This window comes from Thermomicrobiales bacterium, assembly GCA_041390825.1.
In the GTDB taxonomy this organism is placed as follows: domain Bacteria; phylum Chloroflexota; class Chloroflexia; order Thermomicrobiales; family UBA6265; genus JAMLHN01.
The window spans coordinates 73,470-99,045 of sequence record JAWKPF010000004.1; the positions used below are offsets into that span (position 1 = coordinate 73,470).

Here is a 25,576-nt window from a genome sequence, read left to right on the forward strand (position 1 = left end):
GATTGCGTTCGACGATGCGGACGGGCGACTTCGGTGAAGCGAGGAAACGCACGCGTATGACCGAACTGCCACCGGATGACGAGCGCCCACGCTCTGCTCCTCCAGAGTCGGCGCTCTCTGGCGCGCTGGAAGTGGGATGGGTTGCGTTCAAGCTCGGCCTGATCTCGTTCGGTGGGCCGGTCGCTCATCTTGGGTATTTTCGGGAGGAGTACGTCCGGGCGCGACGATGGCTCGACGACGAGACCTATGCCGATCTTGTCGCGTTGTGCCAATTTCTGCCCGGACCGGCGAGCAGCCAGGTCGGCATAGGCATCGGCACACTTCGGGCGGGAATGCTCGGAGGCTTCATGGCGTGGCTTGGGTTCACGCTACCGTCCGCTGTCGCGCTCACCCTTTTCGCGTATTCGGTCGACCGCTTCGACATCGCGCAGAGTGGCTGGATTCATGGGCTGAAGATCGTGGCCGTCGCCATCGTCGCCCAGGCAGTATGGGGAATGGGACGCCAGTTCTGCAGCGACCGCACGCGGGCAACCATCGCCATTCTTGCCACGCTGACGTCGCTTGCAATCCCGCGCGCATCGGTTCAGCCAGCCATCGTCCTCGCTGCCGGAGTGGCTGGTTGGTGGTTGTTCCGCAATCTGCCATTGCCCCCGCTGGCCCATGGCCGCGAGGGCGGCCTCGACCGGCGAGTGGGCGCGGTCTGCCTGGCAATCTTTGCGCTCTTGCTCATCGGGTTGCCGATCCTAAGCCTGGGGCAGGCAACAGGAGCAGCCGAGCTCTTCGCGCGGTTCTATTGGGTTGGCTCGCTTGTCTTTGGGGGTGGCCATCTGGTGCTGCCGCTTATGCAGACCCAGGTCGTGCCAACGGGTTGGCTCAGCAACAATCAGTTCCTGGCCGGGTATGGCGCGGCGCAGGCAGTTCCCGGGCCACTCTTCTCGTTCGCCGCATATTTGGGAGCTGTCAGGGATCCCGAACCAAACGGCGTCACTGGCGCCGTGCTTGGACTCGTGGCCATCTTCCTGCCGTCGTTCCTGCTCGTCTGGGGCGCGCTGCCGTTCTGGGAAGCGCTGCGGGCAAAGGCAGTTTTCCGGGGAGCGCTTCATGGCATCAATGCGGCAGTGGTGGGCATCCTGCTGGCGGCGCTCTATTCGCCGGTCTGGACGAGCGCGATTCTCGGCCCGGCGGATTTCGGGCTGGCGGTCGCCTGCGCTGCCCTGCTCATGATCTGGACGGCTCCCCCCTGGACTGTCGTGGTGTTTGGAGCGCTCGCTGGCGAAGCATTGTCCCGCTTCTGACGACGCGAGTCTGCTGGCCGAGTATCGACCGAATACACAACACCCCCAGATCGGCAAGGATCTGAGGGTGTTGCGTCACTATCCGAAGCGATTACGCCGCCGGGGTCGCATCCCCGCCGACACCAGCCTCTACCGCGCGCTCAGCGGCGGACAGGTTGTCCTTGGTGATGAGGATCGGCGTGAGATACGTGTCGTGCTCGGCCGGGGTCACATCGTTGAGCAGGTAGTCGACCAAAATATCGATCGCCTGCGTCGACTGGCCACCTGGGAACTGCTCGACGGTCGCGGCCATGCTGCCATCGTTGATGGCAATCAAGGCCTCGGGCAATGCATCGAACCCGATGATGGGAATCGAAAGCCCCTGCGCTTGCGCAACTTCGGCCACTCCGAAGGCCATGTCGTCGTTCGCGCAAACAACCGCGGCCGGCTCAGGGTTGCCAGCGAGCGCGGACTCGAAGACCGTGACCGCTTTGTCCCGGGCGAACTCGGCCGTCTGGCTGACGACGATCTTGACCGCATCCTGCGCGGCGATCACCTCGTCCAGACCGGCATGACGGTCGATGGCCGGGGTAGCGCCCGGCTGTCCTTGCAGCTCATAGACATCACCGCCATCCGGCAGGATCTCGATCAGGTAGCGGCCCTGCAGGCGCCCACCCTCGACATTGTCCGCGCCAACATGCGCGAGCGTATTGACATCGGTCACATTGCGATCGACCGTCACTACCGGAATACCGGCATCGATCACCGACTGGATGGCTGGAGCGAGTGCTGCCACGTCGTTCGGGCTGATGACCAACCCGTCGATTCCCTGGGCAATCATCGCCTCCAGATCAGCGGTCTGCTTGGTCGAACTCGGAGCGCCGTTCTGCTGTCCGTCGAGCGGAATGAAGTCGATCCCACCGAGCTCAGCAGCGTGCTGCTCGGCGAGATTCATCATGTGCACGAAGAACGGGAAGTTCAGACCTGGAACCGAAAACGCGATCTGCAGATTGTCCTGAGCGGCCGCGGGGCGAACCGATGGAAGCGCCATCCCGGCCGCGCCGGCCACGGCGCCGGCCGCCATCGCGCCCTTGATCATCGTCCGCCGATTCATCGTTTTCTCGAGCATCTGGTGCAACTCCTTTGTCATACCCGCCCCATATTGGGGCACCGGTGCGTTTGCCGTTGTTCGTCACGGCACTCCTGCATCATACCGGAGCCAAGAGAGAGGATTGTGCTCACTGCTGCGCACCTATCGGCGCCGCTTTTTCGCCAACTGGTCGAAGAACACACTCGAGACCAGGATGACTGCGACGACGATCGGCTGCCAGTAGGGTGAGACATTCAAGATCACGAGACCATTGTTGAGCACCCCGATCAACAGTGTCCCGATCAACGTTCCAATGACGCCGCCCACGCCACCGAAGAGGCTGGTGCCGCCGATAACGACCGCCGCAATCGCCTGAAGTTCGTAGTTCTGTCCGGCAACCTGCTCGGCCGAGTTGAGCCGCGAGGTAAGCAGGAACCCGCCCACGCCCGCGCAGAATCCTGAAATCGCATAGACACTGATGGTAAGCGCGGTGGTATTCAAGCCGGAGAGCCGCGCAGCCTCCCGGTTTCCGCCCAATGCATAGATCCAGCGGCCATACTGCGAATAGCGCAAGATGATGAAAGCGACCGCTACGAACAAGAGAAAGATGACGACCGGCACCGGCACTCGGCCGATGAATCCCTGCCCCCAGTACTTGAAGTCCTTGGAGAACCCGCTGATCGGCTGGCCCTCGGAAAAAACCAACGTGGCCCCGCGCCATGCGCCAAGACCACCGAGCGTCACAACGAACGCAGGGATTTCGAGCTTCCCGATGAGGAATCCCTGGAAAAGCCCGATCGCGAGCCCGAGTCCGATCGCTGCCAGCGCCGCCAGCAATACCCGCGTTCCCCCCGGGTCGGTGGTGCCGCCTGCCAGCAACGAACGCGAGCCTTTCGCCGTTGCCGCGCAGACGATTCCAGTAAAGGCAACCATCGATCCGACCGAGAGGTCGATGCCCGCGGTAAGGATGACGAAAGTCATGCCCACAGCCAGGATGCCAATGATCGAGACCTGGCGCAGAACATTCATGATGTTGCGCTCGGTTCGGAACCCGGGTTCGAGGTATGAGAGCACCGCCACCAACCCGAGCAGGAAGATGAGTGGTGCAAATCGCCCGAGCAGGTCGATGATCGAAATTTCTCGTTTCTGGGTCGCTTCTACCTGCGCCGCACGTGTCGACATCGACGGTTCCTCACCATTCTTGCTTCGATCAGGCCGCGTGCGCCCCAGCGGCGACACCGGTTGCCAGTTCCATCACGCGTTCCTCGGTCGCCTCACTCCGGTCGAGAACGCCCGTGATCTTGCCTTCCCGCATAACGTAGATGCGGTCGCTCATGCCCAGAATCTCCGGCAACTCGGAAGAGATCATCAGGATCGCCACTCCTTGCGCGGCCAGCTGGCTGAGAAGCGAATGCACCTCCGCCTTGGCGCCAATATCGATCCCACGCGTCGGCTCATCGACGATGAGCACCTTCGGGTTCAGCGCCAGCCATTTGGCGAGCACGACCTTTTGCTGGTTTCCACCGCTGAGATTGATGACCTTCTGCTCCATGCTGGGTGTGCGCACCGACAGAGCCTGAATGTAGCGATCTGCCAGCGCGCGTTCCTCGCGCCGACGCACAAATCCAAAACGGCTCAAGCGGCCCAGATTGGGCAGGGCAATGTTCTCCCGAATAGCGAGCGCCAACACCAGCGCTTGCAGTTTGCGATCCTCCGGCGCCAGAGCAATGCCCTTGCCGATGGCCTCCGCGGGTGACTTCACATGTACGCGTTGACCCTCGAGGTAGATCTCGCCGCTGTCAAATGGGTCCGCGCCGAAAATGGCACGGGCGACTTCGGTCCGCCCGGATCCGACCAAGCCAGCCAGTCCAACGATCTCTCCGCTCCGCACCTGCAGATCCACTCCATCGAGCACGACCTTGGAGTCATCCCGTTGCGTTCCGCGACGGCTGAGTCCGCGAACTTCCAGCACGACCTGATCGGATGTGGAAGAGTTCTCCTTTTGGAAGAGATCGGTCATCTCGCGGCCGACCATCATGCGCACGACCTGATCCGGCGTAGCCGTCGCGGTCGAAAGCTCGCCAGCATTGCGGCCGTCGCGCAACACCGTGATGCGGTCGCAGATTTCGAAGATCTCTTCCAGCCGATGCGAGACGAAAACGATGCCAAGTCCACGCGCCTTCAATCCTCGAATGATCTCGAAGAGCGCGCGCACCTCGGTATCGGTCAAGGCCGAAGTCGGCTCGTCCATGATGACAATGCGCGCGTTGTAGGAAAGCGCTTTCGCAATTTCGACCATCTGCTGTTGCGCCACACTGAGGTCACGCACCATGGATCGCGGGTCGAGGTCGACGCCGACCTGCCGAAGGTATCCGAGCGCAGATTCCCGCATTTGAGCACGATCGACAATACCGGAGCGGTTCGGCTCCCGACCAATGAAGATGTTTTCTTCGATCGACATGTTGGGGAAGAGATTGAATTCCTGATAGATGATCGACACGCCCAACTGCTGGGCATGATGGGGGTTGCTCGGCACAACCGTCCGTCCATCGATTTCGATCGTTCCCTCATCCGGCGCATAGACACCGGAAAGGATCTTCATCAGGGTGCTCTTGCCCGCGCCGTTCTCACCCACCAGCGCCAGGCACTCTCCTGCCTGCACGGAGAGATCGACGTTCTGCAACGCTCGGACGCCTGGAAAGCTCTTGCTGATTCCGGACATCCGCAAGAGGTCCGGCGTAGGTTCCACCATCGAACCGCAGCCCCCGTCGACAAGGCCATTGCGCGGCCAACGAGAACCGCGCGTTCGAATCGATTGCAAAGGTGCAGCTGGCGATTCGGCGAACCGGCTGCCTGGTCGTGATGCGATGCCGCGGCCCATCGTAGCAAACGATGGAACCGTCCGCAAACAGTTACGCTGCGTCCCGCTAGATTTGTCATCGCTGGCGCATTCGTACGCGCGCGCTGCCGACAGGCAACGGTGCATACTTCGTGCGTTCAGGCACCCCGCACCGGTCCGTCCCTGCTCACCGCGGATCGAGTCGGATGGCGCCACGCGAAACGCAAACGTCTTGAGTAGGATCGTCGCCCCATGCATTCCTTCGTAGTCATTGCCAGCAAGACCGACCAGCCGGTCGATCCGCTGCTGCTGGCCCGCATCGACGATCCCGATCCCCCCGAACTCCACTTCGTTCCTGAGGAATATCTCACCTGGTCGAACGCCAGCGGCACGGTTCACTTCTTCGGTTGGCAGGCCTTCACCGAACTTCACGGCGTCGGATCGCATTGGCACAAGGACGAGGAGGGGCTGACGTCCTTTTCCGGACACGTCTGGCCCCGCTATTCCGGTTGGCAGTGGGACGACGCCCCCTGGGCCCAACAACTCCGCGACTACCTCGCCCACGCCGATATCGTGGAAGCGCCGGAAGATCTCTACGGCATCTTCACCGCCGTCAGCCTGCCGGTCGATGGCATCGGTCATATCATCAGCGATCGATTCTCGTTAGGCATTCTTTACCTCGCGGAAACAGCGGATGCGCTCATCGTCTCCACGCGATCGAGTCTTGCTGCCCGTGCGGTGACACCCCCGGGCGTCAAGCCGAGCCGGGACGCTGTCGGGGTCGGCTGGCTCCCGGCCACCACACAAACCCGCACGCTCGATACCGGCTTTACCGACGTCAAGGCCATCCCGCCGATGGCGCATGTGCATCTCGACCCGGCGGTCGGAGCGCGCGTGGTGGAACTCGACCGGTGGTATTGGCAATTCCCGAATCAGGACGAGATTCCGCACGACATCCCGGCGTTGCGGGAGCTGCTCGAAGACGATCTGCGCAAGGAAATGCGCGCGTTGGTCGAGCTTCCGGCGAGCATGCGCCAGATTCGCCTCAGCGGCGGGAAAGACTCCCGCTTGCTGGCGTCGATCGCGTTGTTGGAAGGGGTCGCCGACGAGTTCGAATTCATGACGTTCGGACTCCCCGGATCGGGGGAGACCGAGGTATCGGAACTGGTGGCCAAGCGCTTTGGCCTGAACTGGACCTTCGAAGACCGCAGCGACCGGGTCGTGGAAGAGCTCGACCGCACCATCCTCACGCATGTCTTCCAGATGTCCGGCGTGCGTTCCGCCTGGGACATGAAAGGCGCCATCGATATTGGCGACTCGCTCACGCTTTCCGGCAACATGAGCGAGTTCTTTCGCATGGGTCCCGCTGCCTGGGCAACCCGTTTCTCGGTCACCCGCTCCGAAGCATGGGATGCGCTCATCGCTGGACAGAGCTTCGACCGGATGAATCTGATGCGCAAAGACGCCCGCGAGCAGTTCATCGAGCGGATCCACCAGTGGATGTCACATCTCCTCGACCGGGGCGAAACGCTCGACCGCATCAGTTCGCACATGTTTCCCGAGTTCATCGCGCGGTGGCAATATGGCGCCGGCACCGAGGCGAACGGCAAGCTGTGGAGCTTTCCGTTCTATACCCCCACCGGAGTGCGTGCGATCCAGCAACTTCCTCCAGCCGAGCGTGTCAGCCATCGATTCCACTTCGAGATCATGCAGCATGTGCACGAGGACATGGTGCGCATCCCGTTCTTCAAGGATCCCTGGCGAGAGCACGCGTATCAGCATCTGCCCAACGCCGATGAGTACGCTGCCATCGAGGCGATTCTGTCGGAAGACGAAGCCACCGACTGGCGTGTGGCCAAGTTCAACGAGAATCACGATCTCTTCGACCAGTTCTTGCTCGACCCGTCCAACCCGGTCTACGAGATCTTCGATTTCGACCGCATCTCCGGCATGCTGCGCCGGCCGGTCAACCCGCTTGGCGCAGTGCGCTATCTCTATGCCGTGCTCACTGCGGCCGTGTGGATGGCGCATGGCGAATTGACCGCGCGCATCAACCGCACGGGCGAGCTCGTGATGGCCCCGTCGCATGCCGATTCGGCGCTCGAACTCCAGACCGGCCAAGCCGACGAGTCGCCAGCAGACGAGCCGATCGACGAAGTGGCTGCCTATCTGGCGTCGCTCGGCGTCACTGGCGCAACGCGCGAACCCGGCACGGTTCTGCTGGTGGACAACAACTTCCCATCGATCTCGCAGACGTTCATCGTCGACAAGTTCTTGCATCTGCTGATCCGCGGGTGGGACGTCCATGTCCTGTCGGTCAACGGTGACAAGGCCGATTGGGATGCCTATCCCGAGATTGCGGAACAGCCTGAGCTGGTGGAACGGGTGCATATCACCCGTGATTTCGAAGGTGTGCTCAAGAAGGTCAAACCCGACCTCGTCCATTTCGAGTTTGGGCACTCCAGCCTCGCCCACCTGTTGACCTGCCGCTTGCATGGCGTGCGCTCAGTGGTCAGCTTCCGCGGTTTCGATATCTGCTACTACGGACTCGAAGATCCTGGCTTCTACAACGATGTCTGGAAATTCGCCGACGTGATCCACTGCCGCAGCGAGGGCATCTGGCAACGGTGCCTGCAACGCGGCTGCCCCCCGGACAAACCCCATCAGGTCATCGTCGGTGGGATCGACGTCGATTTCTTCGATCCAGGTGGCCGCGCGCATGGCATGGTGGCCGGTTCGCAGGAACGGCCGCTCCGCATGCTGAGCGTCGGGCGGCTCGTCTGGAAAAAAGGGCATGAGTATTCGATCGAAGCGTTGGCAAAGTTGGTCGATCAGGGGATCGAGGCAGAGTTGCGCATCATCGGCTCCGGCACGCAAGACCGGTCCATCCGTTTCGCTGCCTTCGACCTGGGGGTCCTCGACCGTGTCACCTTGCTCGGCTCCATGCCGCGCAACGACGTGCGCGCCGAAATGCGCAACGCCGATGTGCTGGTCATGCCAAGCCTGAGCGAGGGCTTCGGCATTGCCGCGCTGGAAGCGCAAGCGATGAAACTGCCGGTGGTCTGCTCGGATGCCGAAGGGTTGCCGGAAAACGTGCAGGACATGGTGACGGGGTTCGTGGTGCCACGCCGCAATTCTGATCTCCTGGCCGAACGGCTGGCAATGCTTGCCGGTGATCCTGAGATGCGCATGCTCATGGGGGAAGCCGGCCGCGAGCGCGTGTCGCACTTCTTCCGAGTCGACCAGGAAGTCGACGCCTTCGAGCGGCTCTATTCCGAAACGATCGACCGGCGATTCCAGGCCCACCGGCTGCTCTCCATCCTGAACGAGACGCCGCCGAACGCCGAACCGGATATTCTGACGCTGATCCGGCTCGAAGAAGAGTTCAGCAACCGCGCGTCGGTTCTCTAGTTCTCGTCAGCTCGCACGGTCTTTGCCGGATCGTCGTGGAGAATCGCGCATGCTCGCGTTCGTGCTCCTTGCTTCCCGCGCCGGACAGCCGATTTCCACGGAAACACTGACGCATGCTGCCGCGAAAGCAGCGCCCGTTCTCCCATTCCTCCCGGAAGTGTCCCTCTGCTGGGCAAACCGTTCGGGCACGATCACCGTGCTCGCTTGGCAAGCGCTGACCGAGAACGCATCGATCGGTTCTCATTGGCATGTCGATCGAGAGGGCGGACTGACCCTCTTCTCCGGGCACTGCTGGCCACGGGACACTGGATGGGACGCAGAGCCGAGCGAAAGCTGGGCGGAACAACTCGCCCGGTGGCTCGACCGGCATTCCGCTCTCGACGCGCATGAAGAGTTGTTCGGGTTCTACACACTCGTCCGGCTCGATCCGGACGGGGCAGGCAGCGTTACCACCGATCTTCTCGGCGCCGGCCAACTCTTTACGGGAGACAGCAGCCGCTGGACAGCGATCTCCAATCGGGCGGGGTTGGCCGCGGCGGCCGCCAATGACTTCGATTCCGATCCCGAGCGAGACCCGCTGGCAATGGGATGGCTCGCGTTTTGGGGGTCGTCGCTGGGAGACGACTCCGGCTATTGGGACGCGGCTCGGGCGCCGTTCAACAGCCAGATAACGACTACTGCGAACGCATCCGTCAAAATCGAACCGCGTCCACGACCGTTCTGGCACCGCCCTGGACCCAACCCGACCACCGGAGACTATCCATCGCTGCTGGACGAAATCGATGCCGATCTCCGTTCCACCTTGCGGGCCATCATGCGGTTGCCCACGCGCGAGTTCGAGCTCCGCCTCAGCGGTGGCAAGGACTCCCGTCTCCTGACCGCTCTCCTTTTCGATGAAGGCTTGCACGAGCGTGTGCGATTTCTCACCCATGGGCTACCCAGTCATGCCGATGCCCGATCAGCCTCGCTCATCGCGGAGCGTCTGAGCCTGGACTGGAGCATGGATGATCGTTCCCAGGTTTCGCTCGAGGAAGAAGAGCGTCGCCTGCTGCGCCACACATTTCTGGTCGAAGGCGTCACCAACGGATGGGACAGCGCTGGCGTGCCAACCGCCTTGCAAGGAGTCAGTCTCTCCGGTATCGGCGGAGAATGCACCAAGTTCGGTCCCACCGCCACAGCTGGCCTGTCGGCAACGTCCATCGCTGACGTCAAGCGCATCTACGCAGAGAAAGAAGGATTCGATCCCGCTCGTGTGCTTACCACCGACGCTCGCCGCCACTTTCATGCTGTAGTGGACGATTGGATCGATGCGCAAGCGGCGCTCCACCAGGAACCAAGTCGCATTCCGTCGCTTTTCATCACCCAACAACGCACCCGAAGTTGGAGCGGACCGTCGCGGGCGGTCAAGCCGAACTTGTGGTTGGGGCCATTTCTGATCCCCTCCTATATCCGCTTTCGCCAACTGCTGCCCCTGGCGGATCGGGCCAATCCCCGTGTGCATCTCGATCTGCTCCGGCGATGTCGCGTCGATCTCTCCACCATTCCCCTGGCGAATGACACCTGGCCGGAAGGCGCCATGTCGGTATATCCCGATGCCGACCAGTTGCGCGCCATTGCGCCAATGCGCAGCCTGCCCGGTCCATCTGCCGGCTGGCGCACCGCCCGTGCCGATGAACTGCGGCCCATGCTCGGCGCCTACCTCGCTGACCGGACCAACCCGATCTACGAAGTGGTCGACTACACTGCCGTGCAACGACTCCTGAAAAGCCGAAAGATCACAGGGCAGGGTCTCCGCGTTCTCTATGGCGTCGCCACGGGCGCGATCTGGCTGGCGCATCGGGAAACGCCCGTGCACGCGAATGCCGACTGGACAGCTGGATGCTTGCCTATCTGATCCTGGTTCACGCCGATGGCGAGCCAATCGACCCCGAGCTGATCGCGCGGTTCGAACAGGCCGACCCGCCCGACGTCCCTTTTCGAGTCGACCAACGTGTCGTCTGGCGTAACCACAACAGCAGCCGTGTGTTCTTCGGCTGGCAAGCCTTTGCCGAGGTCGCCGGAATCGGGTCACACTGGCTGGTCGATGATCGCCAGGTAACGGCATTCAGTGGGCACTGTTGGCCTGCAACGACCGGCTGGGTGCATGGCACGGGACGAAGCTGGGCCGCGCAGCTCCGGGAGTGGCTGGAAACCCGCCAGGACGTTCCCGTGTTCCGGGAGGCGCTGTTTGGCCACTTCACGCTGATTTCCTTGCAAGGGGACGGCGGCTGGATCGTGCCGGACTTCGCCAGCGTCGATCAACTCTTCACCGCCCAGGGCGCGAGGGTTACGGCGATCTCCAATCGTGCCGGGTTGTGCGCCCGCGCCGTTTCCCCGGCTGCGGCCACTCCCGAACGCTCGCTCACCGGCGCCGGTTGGTTGGTCTCGGACGGCTGGATGTTCGACGAGGAAACCGGGTATTGGGACGTCCAGCGCCCGCGCACCGGCAGCTATATAGCCATCACAGGATCCGACGGAGCGCGGATCGTCGAGCCGTTGCGTCCTCCGTTTCTCCGCCCCGATCCAGCCGAGCCGGCGGTGCCCTATGAAGTCCTGCTCGACGAGGTCGATCGCGACCTGCGCTCCACCCTTCGCGTCATCGCCGAACTGCCGCTCGACGATCGTGTGCTTGGACTGAGCGGTGGCAAAGACTCGCGCACATTGGCCGCCATCATCCTGAGCGAGGGTCTGCAAGACCGGTTCCGCTTCGTGACCAATGGCTCTCCTGAGCGTGCGGATGTGATCGCCGCGCGGCAGCTCGCCCTGCAGTTCGGACTCGACTGGGAGATGCACGACGCGAGCGAGCGGACTGCCCAGGAGGAAGAATCGGATACCCGAAGCTATGTCGCGCTGCGCGAAGGGATGAACTCCACCTGGAGCTCGTATGAGGAGCCGGTGTTTTCCACAGGAGCCACCGTCTCGGGTGTGCTCGGCGAAGCGTTGCGTTGGGGTCCGGTCTCGATGACCGGAGTTGGCGCCACCACCGAAGACGAGCTGGTCGAGCGAATTCAGCGGCAGCGTCCGGTCGACCGGCTCGGCATCATGCTGCCCGAGGCCCGGAGATACTATCGCCAGGTCCAGGGCGACATCATCCGCGAAATGGCCGCGTATGGCGAACCGTTCGGCACCGTTTCCACCGTCTACTACCACGAAGGACTGGTACGTGGCCGTAACGGTCCGGACTATGCCTGGTCCCCGCAGATGCGGATCAGTCCATTCATTTCGCCGATCTGCATGCGGGCCAGTCATCGGCTCGCAGCCAGCGCGCGGCCCGACAACCGCTTTCACCTCGATCTGCAGCGGCGTTGCAATGTCTTGCTGAGCAAGCTTCCGTTCGCGGATTCGGCCTGGGCAGAGTCGAGCTACGCGCATCTTCCGGATGCGAACGACTACCGCGCCATCCGGCCGACATTCTCCACGTCGCCGGACGGCCGTACCTGGCGCGTCAAACGATACGCAGACTATCGCCCCATGCTGGAACGCTACCTCCTCGATCAGGACAACCCGCTCATGGAGCTGCTCGATATCGGGCGCGTCACTACCAGCCTGGAGACCGGCGCTGTCCACCCCGGCCGTACCCGCTTGCTTTGGAGCGCCTTGTCGGCAGCTATCTGGATGGGTGGGCACGAGGTTCGCGTCGAATTCACTCGCCCTGCGTGATTGCAGGCTGTTGGGACTCGGTAGCGAGCATCTCGAGCCGTTCTCGCTGAATCCCAGAAAGCGTCTCCACGGGTCAACAGGGCATACTACGCACTATTGCGCGCGGGCGATGTCCGTACACCCTCCCGCCCACTGACATCGACGAGAGGATTCACTCCTGAATGCTGGCTTTCATCCTGCTTGCGAGCCGCCTTGGGCGCCCTGTGGCGGCGGCCGACGCCGCCAAGTGCACCCGGTACGACATGGCAGAGCTCGCGTTCGAGCCCGACCAGTATCTCGGCTGGCATAGCAAAGACCGGCGGCTGTTTCTCTACGCCTGGCAGGCGTTCTCCGAGCAAGGGCAAATCGGTTCCCACTGGCATGTCGACCGGGACAATGTGGTGTTGTTCAGCGGATTGCCAATACCGCTCGACGCGCCGTGGACTCCCGGCATTGGATGGGCCGAACAACTGGCCGAACGCATCGCCGCGTCGGACGCTCCCACAGTCGCAGCGGAACTCGGCGGAGCGTTCGATCTGCTGCACCTTCGTCCCGACGGCACGAGCATTGTCATCAACGACCTGCTCGGTGGCGCTCCCATCTATTCCGATGCGTCTCAGGAACTCCTGGTTATCAGCAACCGGGCAAACCTGGTCGCGTCCGTTTGGGAGCAACCCGGCGCCAACTCAGTGCGCGATTGGCGCGGTCCCGCCTGGCCGGTCTTTGCCGGCAAGGTGTTTGGCAGCGATACGGGCTTGAAGGACGTTGCCGCGCATGCCCCGGGAGAATGGTGGGAGCTCGGATGGAAGAAGCGCCCCGTGCTTCACAGCCGAACGCTTCCGGCCTCTCCATTGCAGACCAAGGCAGACGCCATCGACCAAATCGAAAGTTCGTTGCGGCGCTCGCTGCGGGCCTGCGCATCGCTCCCATTTCAGCGGGTATCGCTGGAACTCGATGGTGGCGCTGCCAGCCGACTGCTTCTGGGCGTTGCCGCGGCGGAAGGCTTGCTCGACCGCGTGGCGCTGACCACCACCGGCGAGCCTGACGAACCAGGTGTGCAGATTGCCGCAGAGCTGGCTGACCGGGTTGGGCGCCCATTGTTGCTGGAATCCCGTCTGATCGAGGACCCGGGCGAGTTCGAACAACAAGCCCGCATTCATTCGTTTCAGACCAGCGGCGTTGGCAGTCTTTGGGATCTGGCCGGTCGGCTTGCGTCGGTCGATCACCTACGGATCGAATCAGCCACGGCCGGGTTCCTCGCCCCTCGATCGACCGACTCGTCTATCGAAGCTGCCGGTGGCGTTTCGGTGCGCCGCGATGAGCAGTCTGCACCCTTCGACCCGCAGTCCATTCTGCGCCAACCGATCGTGTCGTTCTACGCCAACAGGTTGGCCTCGCAGTACGCTCGGGAGGTTGATACGCTCGCCGGTCCGATTTCGGTGGCTGCCGGCATACGCGCGATAGCGGCGGCAGTCGAAACCTCTCCCGTCGCGTGCGCGTGGCCGTTTCTGGACCCAGCCATCTGGAGTGCTCTCGCTTCCCTGGATGACGTCGAACTGGCGTCCCGAACGATCGCAACCACCATCTTGCGACGAATCGCGCCGGAACTCGTCGATATACCCGTTTGCGACGACTTGACCAAACACGATGGCCGGGTGGCTGGATTCCCATCACTGCTGCCGGTGTTCGAGGACTACCTCCTCGACCCAACGAACCCCATGCAAGACCTGGTCGACTCTGAAGGCGTTGCCGCTTTGCTCGCCGATCCAAACCGTCCTGTCGAATCGGTGCGCACGCTCTATGACCTGCTCTCGGTCGCTATTTGGCTTGGGCAAGACGAGCAGGAACTCCGAATCCATCGCGCTGACGAAATGGATCTGCGTGGCGTATTCAGCCCGCTCGACTATCGCGAGCCTGTGCTGCTCGGAGACGAGTCGCTTCTGCCCGCACCAGATGTATCGGTTCGCCATCGCGCCACCGACCAACTGCTGGACAACCTCATCAAGCTCGACAAGGTTGGACATCACCTGCGGCCGGACGCCCGCATCCTTGGCGTCATTCCCTACTACGAAGCCGAAGAGTACCTGGAAGCGGCCATCGACTCGTTGGTCCGCCAGTCACGCCCCTTGCACGGTATCGTGGTCATCGACGATTGCTCGTCTACCCCGCCAACACGAACACTCGAGAAGTTCCCGGGCGTCACCCTGCTACGGTCCGATGAGAACTCTGGCCCCTATCGCATGATTCAGGAGGTCATTTCCAACACCGGCTACGATGCCTACCTCTTCCAGGATGCCGACGATTGGGCGGCCGACAACCGGCTGGAGATCTTGCTCGATCTGGCAACCCGGACTGGCAAAGAGCTCATCGGCAGCCAGGGACATCGGCTTATCGTGGACGAGGGAGAGGTCGTTCTCTACCAGCATCCGCTCAACCCCGAGCTCACATTCCAGAACACGCCCAAGAGCAAACCGGTGCACCATCCGACGTCGTTGGTCACGCGTGATCTCATCATGCGCTCAGGCGGCTTTGCGAACGCGCTGCCGTATTCGGGCGATACCGAGTTCCTGCGCCGCGCGGCCACCATCGGGCCAATCGCAAACACCGCCGAGTTCATTTATGTCTATCGCACACGGTCGGATTCTCTGACCGGTTCAGAAGAAACTGGTGTGCACACTGCCGTGCGCCGCGAGCTCTGGGCGATCCAACACCCGCGCGCGCAGTGGATCGCCGAGCGCGCCAACGCCGGACTCGGTCCGGTGCTTGCCCCAATGGCGGTCACGTCGCCGCCGACGTTGACTCACCTGTCAGGACCGGCGTTGCTGGGTATCGATGGGCGCGCCTGGCCACACGAGGTCGAAGCCGGCATCGGTCTCGAGCCTCCCGCCAAACGATCTGCGAGCCGCCGACGGACCACGCCGCAGCCGCCGCATCCTGTGTTCGTCATTGGGCCGCCTCGATCTGGCGCGAGCATCCTGGCGCTGGCAATTGCACAACTACCCAGTTTCAAACTCAGCCTCGACCCCACCTGGTTGACGAACCTCTCGACGGCACTGCACCTGGCCTTTACCTCGGTGGAAGAAAGCGACACGATCAACGATCTCGAGATCAGACGAGTCGATACCGAACAGTTCGCGGCGCACTTCGGAGTGGCCGCCCACGATCTCATCTTGCGAGGGATCGATCCGAACGTTGCCGCGCCCCTCGATGACGAGTACCTGAGTCAGATGCGCACCGCTGTGAAACCCACCCAAACCCGCATCGTTGCCGAAGGGGAAAAGCTTGCTCAGCACGGCTTCGATCTCTATCGGCTCTTCCCGCACGCGAAGTTCATTCATGTGCTGCGCGACCCCGATGAGGTCGTCGCTGCGCACCAGAAGGACAAGCGCATGCTCTATCGATCACGTTTCGTGTACATGGACGAGGAGCGCGCTTACGATCGCTGGATAGAATCGGTGCAGGCAGCCCGCGACCTCGAGATTGCGCTTGGCGCTGAACGGGTTATGCGCGTCGACCGAGCCGCTCTGCTCTCCGAGCCAGAACCAATCCTGCGCCAGGTGCTGCGCTTCATCGACGAGCCATACGACCCGGTTGTCCTGCGTCCGTTCGTTTAGAGCAGCTGCGGATACATCTGTCCCTGGTCCGTCATTCCCGCGTAGTTGCCGCCCTCCGTGGCCGCCCATACCAGCACACATCGGACGGGCTCCCGTTCTCGGACCAACGCCAAGCGCGGTTGCCGAAACACGTGCCTGCCGTGCGAATGCCGTCATCCCGACCGAAGCGGAGCGGAACGGAAGGATCTCCTCGCCGCAGCGAGGGCAACAAGGTCACGCTTGCTTGAGATGGAAGACACTTCTTTGAAGAACCGCTCAAGTCGGCGAGACCGAAAGACATGACGCGTTTCTCCAATTCCCTTCGTCAACATGCCAAGCGTCTTGAAAACGACAAAACCGCCGGTGGAATCCCACCGGCGGTTTTCGATGCTATGGGTTACCCCGAAGTCTTAGGCCTCGCCCTCGGACTTCTTGGGCTGGCGCATGCGCAGGGCAACCAGCGCAGCCGCAGCGGCGCCAGCGGCCAGCGGGGCCACGATGCTGGACTGATCCTGCTCCGCGACACCGGTCGCCGGAAGCGTCGTGACGGTGGTGGTGCCGCCCGCCGGCTTCGGCGGATGCGGATGATGTGGCTTCGGCGGCTTCGGCGGCCACGGATACGGATCCGGATAGATGTCCGAAGACCGGCTGATGCGCGCCGCGCCACCCGGCGCCGCGCTCACCTTGTCAGCGAGCGCCATGGCCACCGGAACGGAAGCGCCAAGCGCCACCATGCCGCGGACAAACGATCGCCGACTGATTCGACCACTGACGTAGGCGTCAGTCAACTCACTGCGAGACATTGCCCCTCCCATTGAGCAATCCAAGCCCAGGAATCCTGGAACACTTCCGGAAGCGTATCAGACAACGACGACCCAGGCAATCCCCCTATCGAACGAATTTCCGGAAACACCCGGCACGACTCTATTCGAACGTACGATGGCTTTGGTGCTTGCGCACAAATTTCTCGGGCTACTCAGGAATATCACAGCAAACTCACAGCTACTTATGCCGAGTTCCGTTCCCGTTTTGACGATGCCCCCAGAATACCCTGATACTCGTTTGTGACTTCATGCACGATCTGGGTTCGCTCAGACTGGATCTGTTCGCAACCGCACCCGCCGTCGTCGCTTGCGGTGTGCATGGCTCGCTGGCTCCGAAAGTGGCTGTTCTCGGCCTGGCTGGACAGTCCGTACTCGAACGAATTTCACGTGACTCGCTCGCTCGAACCAGACATTCCCGATATCGTGATTCGCCGGCTGCCACTCTACGTGCGCACCCTGCGAGGGCTGCAAGCAGCTGATACACGCTCCGTTTCGTCTGATCAACTTGCCGAACTCATTGGCGTAACCGCCGCACAGATCCGGCGGGATCTCTCCTATTTCGGCAAGTTCGGCAAGCAGGGCAAGGGGTACGATGTCGCCCATCTTGAGCAAGCGATATCGCACATCCTGCAACTCGATAAGAAATGGGATGTGGCGCTCGCAGGCTTCGGCAGCCTAGGACACGCCATCGCCCACTACCGCGGCTTCGTACCCTCTTCGTTCCACATCGCCGCCATTTTCGATCGCAATCCCGATCAGATCGGTGTATTGGTCGGCGGCGTCTCCGTCAAGAGCGACCAGCGTATCGCCGAAGAAATCCACCGCCTCGGCATCAAGATCGGCATCATCGCCGTGCCGTCCGCGAGCGCCCAGGAAGTGGCCGACGCCATGGTCGATGGGGGCGTGCAAGCGATCCTCAACTACGCCCCGACCGTCATCAAGACCCCCGACGCTGTCCAGGTGCGCGAAATCGACCCCATCTGGGCTATGCAATCGATGACGTACTATCTGGACGGCTCGAGGTACGGGTCCAGGGACTAGCAACGGAGACCCCGGTTCAACCGGCCTCGCCCCCACGCTCCAGGCGCCGCGTGCCTACTGCGCCAGATATCCCCCATCCACCGGCAAGACCACGCCTGTGATGAACGAAGCGTCATCTGAGGCCAGGAAAGCGATCGCCTTGCCGACTTCCGATGGATCGCCAATGCGGCCCATGGGGTGAAGAACGCGAATGGCCGCGAGGTATTCCGGTCCGCCTTCCTCGAACTCGAGCTGCTGCACCCGGTCGGTGTTGATCGTCCCCGGCGCGACAGCATTGACCCGGATCCCCTTGTCCGCCCATTCGATCGCCAGGTGCTTGGTCAACCCGCTGGCAACGTATTTGGCCGGCCCATACGCCGCCTGCCGCTTTTGCCCCGCTTCTCCCGAAATCGACGACAGGCAGACGATCGAACCGCCCCCCGTCTTCAACATCTGCTCGATGGCGAACTTGCAGGTCAGAAACATGCCGCGCCCGTCGATCCGCATCACCTCGTCCCAATCCTCGACCGTCGTGTGCAGCACATCGTCGAGCGGAATGATGCCTGCGTTGGCGACAACGCAGTCGACCCGCCCAAAGGCATCCACTGCGGCCTTGATCATGGCGCGGGTGTCGTCTTCCTTCGAAACATCCCCCACGATCGTCACGACCTCGGCGCCTCGTTCACGCAGGCCAGCCGCGACGGCCTCCAGCGGTTCCGGCTGAATATCGGTCAGCACGAGGCGCGCGCCTTCGTCGGCAAACACCCGCGCGGTGGCCTTCCCGATGCCGAACGCGGCTCCGGTGATGACGCTCGATTTCCCCGCCAGTCTCCCTGTCATGTCATGCACTCCTCGATGATCCCGATCTCTGGAGTGCAATCCTACCCAAACTCCCCCTATGAACAGAGCCCCTGGATGCACTGCCCATTGCACCAGTTCTTGCCCTTTGGGCAGCAATGCCCGGCGGAGCAGGTCTGGTTGGCGCTGCATTGCCGCCCGCATGAGCCGCAGTTGAGTCGATCATTCTGCACATTGATACAGCGGCCGTTGCAGCGGCGCCAACCCGAAGGGCACGCACTGCAGTTCTGAGCATTCGAAACGCAGAGCGACCCGCACTGCTTATAGCCGTTCTCGCACTTGCAGACGCCAAGGACACAATCTGCATGCGCGCAGCACTCGCTATCAGCATTGCAGAAGTTCAGCGGACCAGGTGGAGTGCACGTTGCAGCAGCTATCGTCTCGCGGCCGCCGACCACGATCGAAACTGCCAGTGAGGCACATCCTTTGAGGAAACTCCGCCGAGTGCGGAACCCCGCAAACGTTCGCGTTATCTGGTCAAACCGTGCACCGTCCACAGTACATGCCTCCTCGCTATGCACCGAATTCCTTGTGCCTGATTGACAGAGTACATCTCATTCGATTCGGCGTCGTCGGTATCTTTGCCTCCGTTCATCTGCGTCGAAGCGCCAGAAAAACTGGCGTGTTCGTTCACTTGCGCCGCAGTGTTTCCCTGTGGTTAGCTGGCACGAAACCGAGAGAGCCCAGCTCCTTCGACCAACCGAATTTGCACACCCACGAGGAAAGGGGGATGGTTGTGCGAACCCGGCAGGTCAGGCAGCATGGCTTGGCGAAGAACAGCATGTGCCGCACCCTCGCAGCGGCCCTCGCCATGCTTGTCTGTATTGCAGTACCGACAGCAGGTTCCGCTTTGGCGGCTCCCGCATCGAACTCATCTTGGGTGCCAGCGTCCGAGGTCAATCTCGGCGACGGAAGCTATCGCGTCACCGCATCTGTCTTTGCCGAAGGCACTGACGGACAGGTTGGCACCCAGGCATCCAGCGGACATTGGATCCAGCCGAACGACAATCTGGTCGCGCTGCCTGCGTGCACCGAGTCGTCCTGCCCGTGGGTGCCAGTCGGCACCGGGGTCGAGGGCGCCTATGGCCCGCAAACCGAGTGCGCCGAGGCCGACGGTCTCTGCTGGGTCGAGATCGTCAGCGAAACCACCGGCGAATGCACCGTTGCTCCAGTGCATGACCGCGGACCGCTCTTCGTTCGCGACAACTGGTGGGCGCCGCAAAGCCTGCGCGAATACAACGTGCCCCAGGGCATCCCGGCCGCCGAATATGCCCGCGACGGCGCGAACCTCGGGTATGGCGCGGGTATCAGCGATGTGGGCTATGACATCCGCAATGTCTACACCTACGCCGCCGGAATCGACCTGGCCGGGGGTACCTGGCAAGCGCTTGGATTGCCAACCTCCGCGGGCATCACCACCGTCACTGTGACCATGCTCTGGCAAGCCGGCATCACGCACGATGAAGCCTGCGGCAACGCCCCCGAACCGGAACCCACCGCTGTTCCCACCACGCCGCCCACGACTGGCGGCAACGCGACCGTCATCGACGGCGCCCTCAATCTGCGCTCGAGCCCCTCCTACTCGGCTTCCGTCGTGACCGTCATGCCCGGAAACAGCCGGGTGACGGTCACTGGCGGGAGCCAGAACGGTTTCTACCCCGTCACCTACAGCGGCACTGCAGGCTGGGCGCTGGGAACGTATCTCGACATCGACGCCGGCGAGGACCCAGGTAGCGACGACGACCCGCCTCCCACCGGAGAGACCGCGACCGTGATCGACGGAGACCTCAATTTGCGCTCCTCCGCCAGCACCAGCGGCAGTGTGCTTGCCGTGATGCCCGATGGCGCCACCGTTTCGCTGACCGGGCAGAGTAGCAATGGATTCCTCTCGGTCTCCTATCAAGGAACCGCTGGCTGGGCCTACGCGATCTATTTGAGCACCGATGCCGAAACCCCGCCCAGCAGCGGCGTGCCCGCCACCGTGATCGACGGATCGCTCAACCTCCGTTCGTCCGCCAGCACTTCCGCAGGGATCGTGGCCGTGATGCCGGATGGCGCATCCGTGACCCTCAGCGGTGTCACCAGCAATGGGTTCAGCCAGGTGACGTACAACGGGCAATCCGGCTGGGCATATTCGATCTACTTGAGCACCGGAAACGACGGCGGTGCTGGCAACGGAACCTTCGCCACCGTGTTCGATGGCACGCTCAACCTGCGCTCCGGCGCGGGAACCGGGTACAGCGTGCTGCTCGTCCTGCCCGATGGCGCCCGTGTGGAGCTCACTGGATCGGCCAGCAACGGGTTTTCCCAGGTGATCTACCAGGGAACGACCGGCTGGGCCTCCAGCCAGTGGCTGACGACCAGCGGCTCGTCCGGAACGACGGCGACCGTCATCGACGGATCGCTGAATCTCCGCTCCAGCGCCTCGACCGGTGGCAGCGTGCTGGCCGTCATGCCCGATGGCGCAACCGTGACGCTGCTTGGGCAGTCGTCCAATGGGTTTGCCAAGGTGCGCTACAACGGCATCGAAGGCTGGGCGTACGCGCTCTATCTCGACTGAGACGACACTTCATCGATCCTGACTGCAATGGGGGGCGACTTGGCCGCCCCCCATTTGCGTGTCCTGCGGTCAGTCGCAGTAGGTGTTGCCGTCGGGGTCGGTTATGCAACTTTGCCCGGTGGTGCAGCATGTGCCGCCGCAGCATACGATATTCCCGCCGCAATCGGAATCGTCTGTGCATTGGGTCGAACCGACGCACTCGACGTCACTACAGCTGCCATCGCAGCAAAACTGCGTGTCCGAGCAGCCACGCGCTTCGCACATGAAATCGATACATGCGCCGACAACGCAGTTCTCGAAGTCGTTGTATTCCTCGCAGGTTGCCGCTGTGCAGCACGCATTCGGATTCGACGAATCCCAGCAGCCGGCGAAGACATCGTTGATGAAGCAGCAGTCGAGTCCCTGAGCGTCGCACTGACGGCATGCGGGGCTCCCGCAGCTCTCGGCACATTGGGCATCGGCGCCCTCGCCGCAGCAAACCTGGCCTGCGTCGCAACCACGCCCATCGGGACAGCAGTCTCCCGGCTGACACGCGTTCGGGCCGTCGACCGTGGGACAGCAGACGGTCCCCTCACTGCACGCGGTGGTCGAGCAAACATAGTCTTCCGTGCAGTTTCGGCACAGGGTGCCGCCTTCGGTGCAATCGGCTGTGGTGCAACACTCGTCGTTGGCCAGATTCACGCAGCGATTGGCATCTGTGCCGTCGTTGCAGCAGGTCTCGCCTTCGAAGCAGCAGATGTCACCTTCGGACGTTGCGCCGTGGCAGACTCGCTCCGACGGGCAGCAGAAGCTATCGCCCACCATTCCGCCGTAACAGAGCGTGTCGCAACACCCGTCCTCCAGACAACAGTGCTCGTCCCATTCGCAACAATGCGGACCGTTGGGTCCCTCGCAAAGCTTGTGCGTCGGCGGCAGCTGCCCAACCGATCCCCGATGGTTCGTGGGGCAGCAGAGCTCTTCGCCGTAGCAGGTGCCGAAGCAACAGGCGTTGTCGCAGCATTCCGAATGGCCGGGGAGCGGCGCAGGCACAGAATCTTCGGTGCAGCAATCCGGTCCGCATGGATGTGGTGCTGACCCCGGGCATGTGCAGGCGCCTCCGACCAGCACCTTGGGATAGGGACAGGGCTTTGGCTTCGGGGTCGGGGTGGGGCGGCGAGCGGCCTGGGTGTCGTTCTCCAGCAGCACGCCGCCGGCGGCCACCCCTCCCAGCCCGAGCAATCCCTTCAGCACATTGCGCCGGTTTCTCCCAGCAGCGAGCGACTTGACGAGCGCATCGAAACGCCGATCATCCATGTACGAGCCTCCCAATAACGAAAACCAGACGACCACGCGGGAACACTCGATCCAGGGCGACCGTGGCGTAGACCGCGGTCATCCCGGTTCGTTACTCCATCCTAACGAAAATATCCGGAACGTCAATATGTAATCTTGAGTCAACAAATCCTGGGAGCTATTGCGAATCCCGCGATCGCTACTCCCACTCGATGGTGGACGGGGGTTTGGAGGAGATGTCGTAGACGACGCGGTTGATGCCGCGCACCTCGTTGACGATGCGGTTGCTCATCTGGGCGAGCACATCGTAGGGGATGCGGGCCCAATCGGCGGTCATGGCGTCCTGGCTGGCGACCGCGCGGATGGCGCAGACGCGCGCGTAGGTGCGGTAGTCGCCCATGACGCCGACCGTGTTGACCGGGAGGAGGACGGCGAAGTATTGCCAGATGTCCTGCGCCAATCCGGCGGCCTCGATCTCTTCGCGGACGATGGCATCGGCCTGCCGAAGGACATCGAGCCAGGGTTCGGTGACTTCACCGAGCAAGCGAACCGCCAGGCCGGGACCTGGGAAGGGTTGCCGCCAGACGATTTCGTCCGGTAGGCCGAGCGCTTTGCCGACCTTGCGCACCTCATCCTTGAAGAGGAATTTGAGCGGCTCCAGCAACTGGAACTGCATATCGGCCGGGAGACCGCCGACGTTGTGGTGCGTTTTGATCTTGACCGCGGCCTTGGTGTCGGCGGTGGTGCTTTCGATCACGTCCGGGTAGAGGGTGCCCTGGGCGAGGAAATCGAAGGGACCGGCCTTCCGGGCTTCCCGCTCGAAGACGCGCACGAACTCGTCGCCGATGGTCTTGCGTTTCTCCTCGGGGTCGGTGACGCCTTCCAGCCGGTCGAGGAAGTTGTTGGTGGCATCGACATAGACGAGCGGCATGCCGAAGTGGCGCGCGAAGACCTCTTGCACCAGGTCCGCCTCGCCCTGGCGGAGGAGCCCGTTGTTGACGAAGACGGGGGTGAGCTGGTCGCCGATCGCTTTATAGATGAGGGCGGCCGCGACCGAGGAATCGACGCCGCCGCTGAGACCGAGCAGCACGCGCTTGTCGCCGACGGTGGCGCGGATCTCCTGCACCGCGCTTTCGACGAAGGAATCGCTGCTCCAGTCGAGCGAGAGACCGCACATCTGGGTCAGGAAGTTGGCGATCACCTGCTGGCCGAGGGGGGTGTGGACCACCTCGGGATGGAACTGGATGCCGGCGACGTTCCCCTTGACCATGGCGGCGAAGGGGAGGCGGCTGCTTTCGCCGATGACCTCGAAGCCGGGCGGGATGGCTTCGACATGATCGCCGTGGCTCATCCAGACATCGATCGAGGACGGCATTCCCGCGAAGAGGGGTGAATCGCTGTTCACCTCGATGGTGGCGGGACCGTATTCGCGTTTGTCCGCGCCGATGACCTTGCCGCCCAGTTCGTTGGCCAGCAGCTGCATGCCGTAACAGATGCCGAGCACTGGCAGTTCCGCTTCCCAAAGCCATTTCGGCAGCGCGGGCGCGCCGGGTTCGTAGACGCTGGCCGGACCGCCGGAGAGGATGATGCCGGCGGGTTCGAGCGGGGCGACCTCGCTCCAGGGGGCATCGAACTGGACCAGCTCGCTGTAAACGCCGGCCTCGCGCACCCTGCGGGTGATGAGCTGGCTGTATTGCGAGCCGAAATCGAGCACGACGACGGTCTTGGGGTGGGTGGATTCGGTGGGCTGGATGGTCAACTGCTCTCCTGGGTCGGGACAAAGCGGACGGCCGCGTGGGGGAATAGTAAATGAGTGGAAATGGGAAATAGGAAATGGGAAATGGGGACGATGGGTAGTACTGAATCCAGTTGATTGCCAAGGGGGTGTAGCGCGAATTGCACGGCAGTCTCCGCTCCCTACGATCGTAGTCGACGACTTGTCTGCCCTCTCATTCCTCACAACTAGGTCGCGGGCGCCTCTCCCGCACGAAACCAAAGGTGTGTTAGCCCAGCGTTTCAACGGTGGGAACGAACCGAACCCACACGCTCACCTCTCCCCACGCTTGAAAGCCTGGGCTAAGACTCCTCAGGTCTTCGGGCGGCAGGTCGTAGTGACTGCGGAGACGGCAGCAGTTCGAATGCCTGCCAGATGTCGTCTGTCGCATGATGGTCCGCCTGCCGTTCGAGATAGCCAACCACTGCGTCGAGCGACCGTTCCCCAAACGTGGTCACCCCATAATGCTCCTGCCACGCGAAGCCCTCGATTCCGGGCAGCGTGATCTGCTTGGTCAGGTAGCGACTCGACGAGCCTTTCAACCGTTGCACGTACGCCGCCACCGCGATGGACGGAGGGATCGAGACGGCGACGTGCACATGATCTGGCATTCCGCCAATCGCATGGGTGTAGGCGCCCATATCCTTGGCCACTACCCGAAACGCCTGCTGCACCATCGCCATCCGCTCCGGGGTCAGCATCGGTTCCCGATACTTGGTGCTCCAGACCAGGTGATAGAACGTGCGCCAGTACGACATCGTTGCCCCTTTCGCGTGTCCCCCCGCGCGTCATGCAGCTTGCCGACACCCAACCAGTCTCTTGGGGCAACCGGATGATTGCAAGGGATATCCTGGTCTTTCTGCTCTCGACTCCCCGGCATAAAGGTGTGTTCGCCCAGCGTTTCAACGGGGGTGTGGTTCAGTTTTTTGGGAATCGACACCCTTGCTCGATCCGACGTGAACTCGAAGCAGGAGCGACCAGGCGTTGCCGCTCCGCTACGGATCCCAGGTGATTGCCGAGGGGGTATAGCCCAGCGTTTCAACGGTGGGACATCGCAGCACATCAGCGGTCCATCCCGTCGTCTTCTGGCCGATTCCGTGGCAAGCGCTACTTCTGAACGTTTCGGCCGTCAACGCATCCTGGAAATCCCAATACCCGAACCGCCCCCTGACATGCAATCAGCGTTGACACAAAGAGAACAGATGTTCTATGCTTGCCAGCAAGCGGCACATCGGCGGAGAGGGATCCTCGCCCCGCGCGTCCTCAGGCTCGGAGAGCCTTCGCTCCTCGTAGCCCGGTCCTTCAGGGCCGGGACGACGGAGAAGACGCGCCAACGAGACCGGCATCCTCCGGCTCCATCCATGGAGCCGAGCGCACCCCCTT

General features: G+C 62.5%; 15 protein-coding genes. 7 read left to right on the forward strand and 8 right to left on the reverse strand.

Going from position 1 to position 25,576, the window contains the following annotated elements; translation table 11 throughout:
* The first annotated feature begins 56 nt into the window (after positions 1–56).
* The gene (gene chrA, locus R2855_00350) at positions 57–1,295 is read left to right on the forward strand and encodes a chromate efflux transporter (protein MEZ4529451.1); all 1,239 of its coding nucleotides are present in this window, start codon (positions 57–59) and stop codon (positions 1,293–1,295) included.
* A 91-nt stretch (positions 1,296–1,386) separates the two neighbouring features.
* Here chrA and R2855_00355 read toward each other — a convergent pair whose 3' ends face one another.
* The 3 genes from R2855_00355 to R2855_00365 all read right to left on the reverse strand — a co-directional run bounded on the left by R2855_00355 (position 1,387) and on the right by R2855_00365 (position 5,116).
* Positions 1,387–2,403, reverse strand: coding sequence for a substrate-binding domain-containing protein (locus tag R2855_00355; protein ID MEZ4529452.1), 1,017 nt, complete (start codon positions 2,401–2,403; stop codon positions 1,387–1,389).
* A gap of 123 nt (positions 2,404–2,526) precedes the next feature.
* Positions 2,527–3,546 carry an ABC transporter permease gene (locus tag R2855_00360; protein MEZ4529453.1) on the reverse strand — a complete coding sequence of 340 codons (1,020 nt, stop codon included), beginning with the start codon at positions 3,544–3,546 and terminating at the stop codon, positions 2,527–2,529.
* A gap of 28 nt (positions 3,547–3,574) precedes the next feature.
* A complete protein-coding gene (locus R2855_00365) occupies positions 3,575–5,116 on the reverse strand; it encodes a sugar ABC transporter ATP-binding protein (GenBank protein MEZ4529454.1) in 1,542 nt (513 codons plus the stop codon).
* A 339-nt stretch (positions 5,117–5,455) separates the two neighbouring features.
* Between R2855_00365 and R2855_00370 the strand changes: the two genes are divergently transcribed.
* From R2855_00370 to R2855_00385, 4 genes are all read left to right on the forward strand, one after another.
* Positions 5,456–8,614, forward strand: a complete 3,159-nt coding sequence (locus tag R2855_00370) for a glycosyltransferase (protein ID MEZ4529455.1) — start codon at positions 5,456–5,458, stop codon at positions 8,612–8,614.
* A 49-nt stretch (positions 8,615–8,663) separates the two neighbouring features.
* Positions 8,664–10,508: a hypothetical protein gene (locus R2855_00375; GenBank protein MEZ4529456.1), complete on the forward strand. Its 1,845-nt coding sequence runs from the start codon at positions 8,664–8,666 to the stop codon at positions 10,506–10,508.
* Positions 10,493–12,313 carry a hypothetical protein gene (locus R2855_00380; GenBank protein ID MEZ4529457.1) on the forward strand — a complete coding sequence of 607 codons (1,821 nt, stop codon included), beginning with the start codon at positions 10,493–10,495 and terminating at the stop codon, positions 12,311–12,313. Before R2855_00375 ends, R2855_00380 begins: the two co-directional genes overlap by 16 nt.
* Before the next feature lie 161 nt (positions 12,314–12,474).
* Entirely contained in the window at positions 12,475–15,906 is a 3,432-nt protein-coding gene (locus R2855_00385; protein MEZ4529458.1) for a sulfotransferase, read from the forward strand.
* Between the two features lie 389 nt (positions 15,907–16,295).
* Here the strand turns inward: R2855_00385 and R2855_00390 are convergent, their stop codons facing one another.
* On the reverse strand, positions 16,296–16,688 hold the full coding sequence (locus tag R2855_00390) for a hypothetical protein (protein MEZ4529459.1): 393 nt from the start codon (positions 16,686–16,688) through the stop codon (positions 16,296–16,298).
* Between the two features lie 408 nt (positions 16,689–17,096).
* Between R2855_00390 and R2855_00395 the strand changes: the two genes are divergently transcribed.
* Complete coding sequence (locus R2855_00395; protein MEZ4529460.1) at positions 17,097–17,750, forward strand: redox-sensing transcriptional repressor Rex; 654 nt, start codon at positions 17,097–17,099, stop codon at positions 17,748–17,750.
* A 54-nt stretch (positions 17,751–17,804) separates the two neighbouring features.
* Here R2855_00395 and R2855_00400 read toward each other — a convergent pair whose 3' ends face one another.
* The gene (locus R2855_00400) at positions 17,805–18,569 is read right to left on the reverse strand and encodes an SDR family NAD(P)-dependent oxidoreductase (protein MEZ4529461.1); all 765 of its coding nucleotides are present in this window, start codon (positions 18,567–18,569) and stop codon (positions 17,805–17,807) included.
* Between the two features lie 898 nt (positions 18,570–19,467).
* Here R2855_00400 and R2855_00405 point away from each other — a divergent pair.
* Positions 19,468–21,147, forward strand: a complete 1,680-nt coding sequence (locus tag R2855_00405) for an SH3 domain-containing protein (protein ID MEZ4529462.1) — start codon at positions 19,468–19,470, stop codon at positions 21,145–21,147.
* A gap of 69 nt (positions 21,148–21,216) precedes the next feature.
* Here the strand turns inward: R2855_00405 and R2855_00410 are convergent, their stop codons facing one another.
* From R2855_00410 to tnpA, 3 genes are all read right to left on the reverse strand, one after another.
* Positions 21,217–22,440, reverse strand: coding sequence for a hypothetical protein (locus tag R2855_00410; GenBank protein MEZ4529463.1), 1,224 nt, complete (start codon positions 22,438–22,440; stop codon positions 21,217–21,219).
* A gap of 178 nt (positions 22,441–22,618) precedes the next feature.
* A complete protein-coding gene (gene guaA, locus R2855_00415; GenBank protein MEZ4529464.1) occupies positions 22,619–24,178 on the reverse strand; it encodes a glutamine-hydrolyzing GMP synthase in 1,560 nt (519 codons plus the stop codon).
* 317 nt (positions 24,179–24,495) lie between these two features.
* Complete coding sequence (gene tnpA / locus R2855_00420) at positions 24,496–24,951, reverse strand: IS200/IS605 family transposase (GenBank protein MEZ4529465.1); 456 nt, start codon at positions 24,949–24,951, stop codon at positions 24,496–24,498.
* Positions 24,952–25,576: the final 625 nt, after the last annotated feature.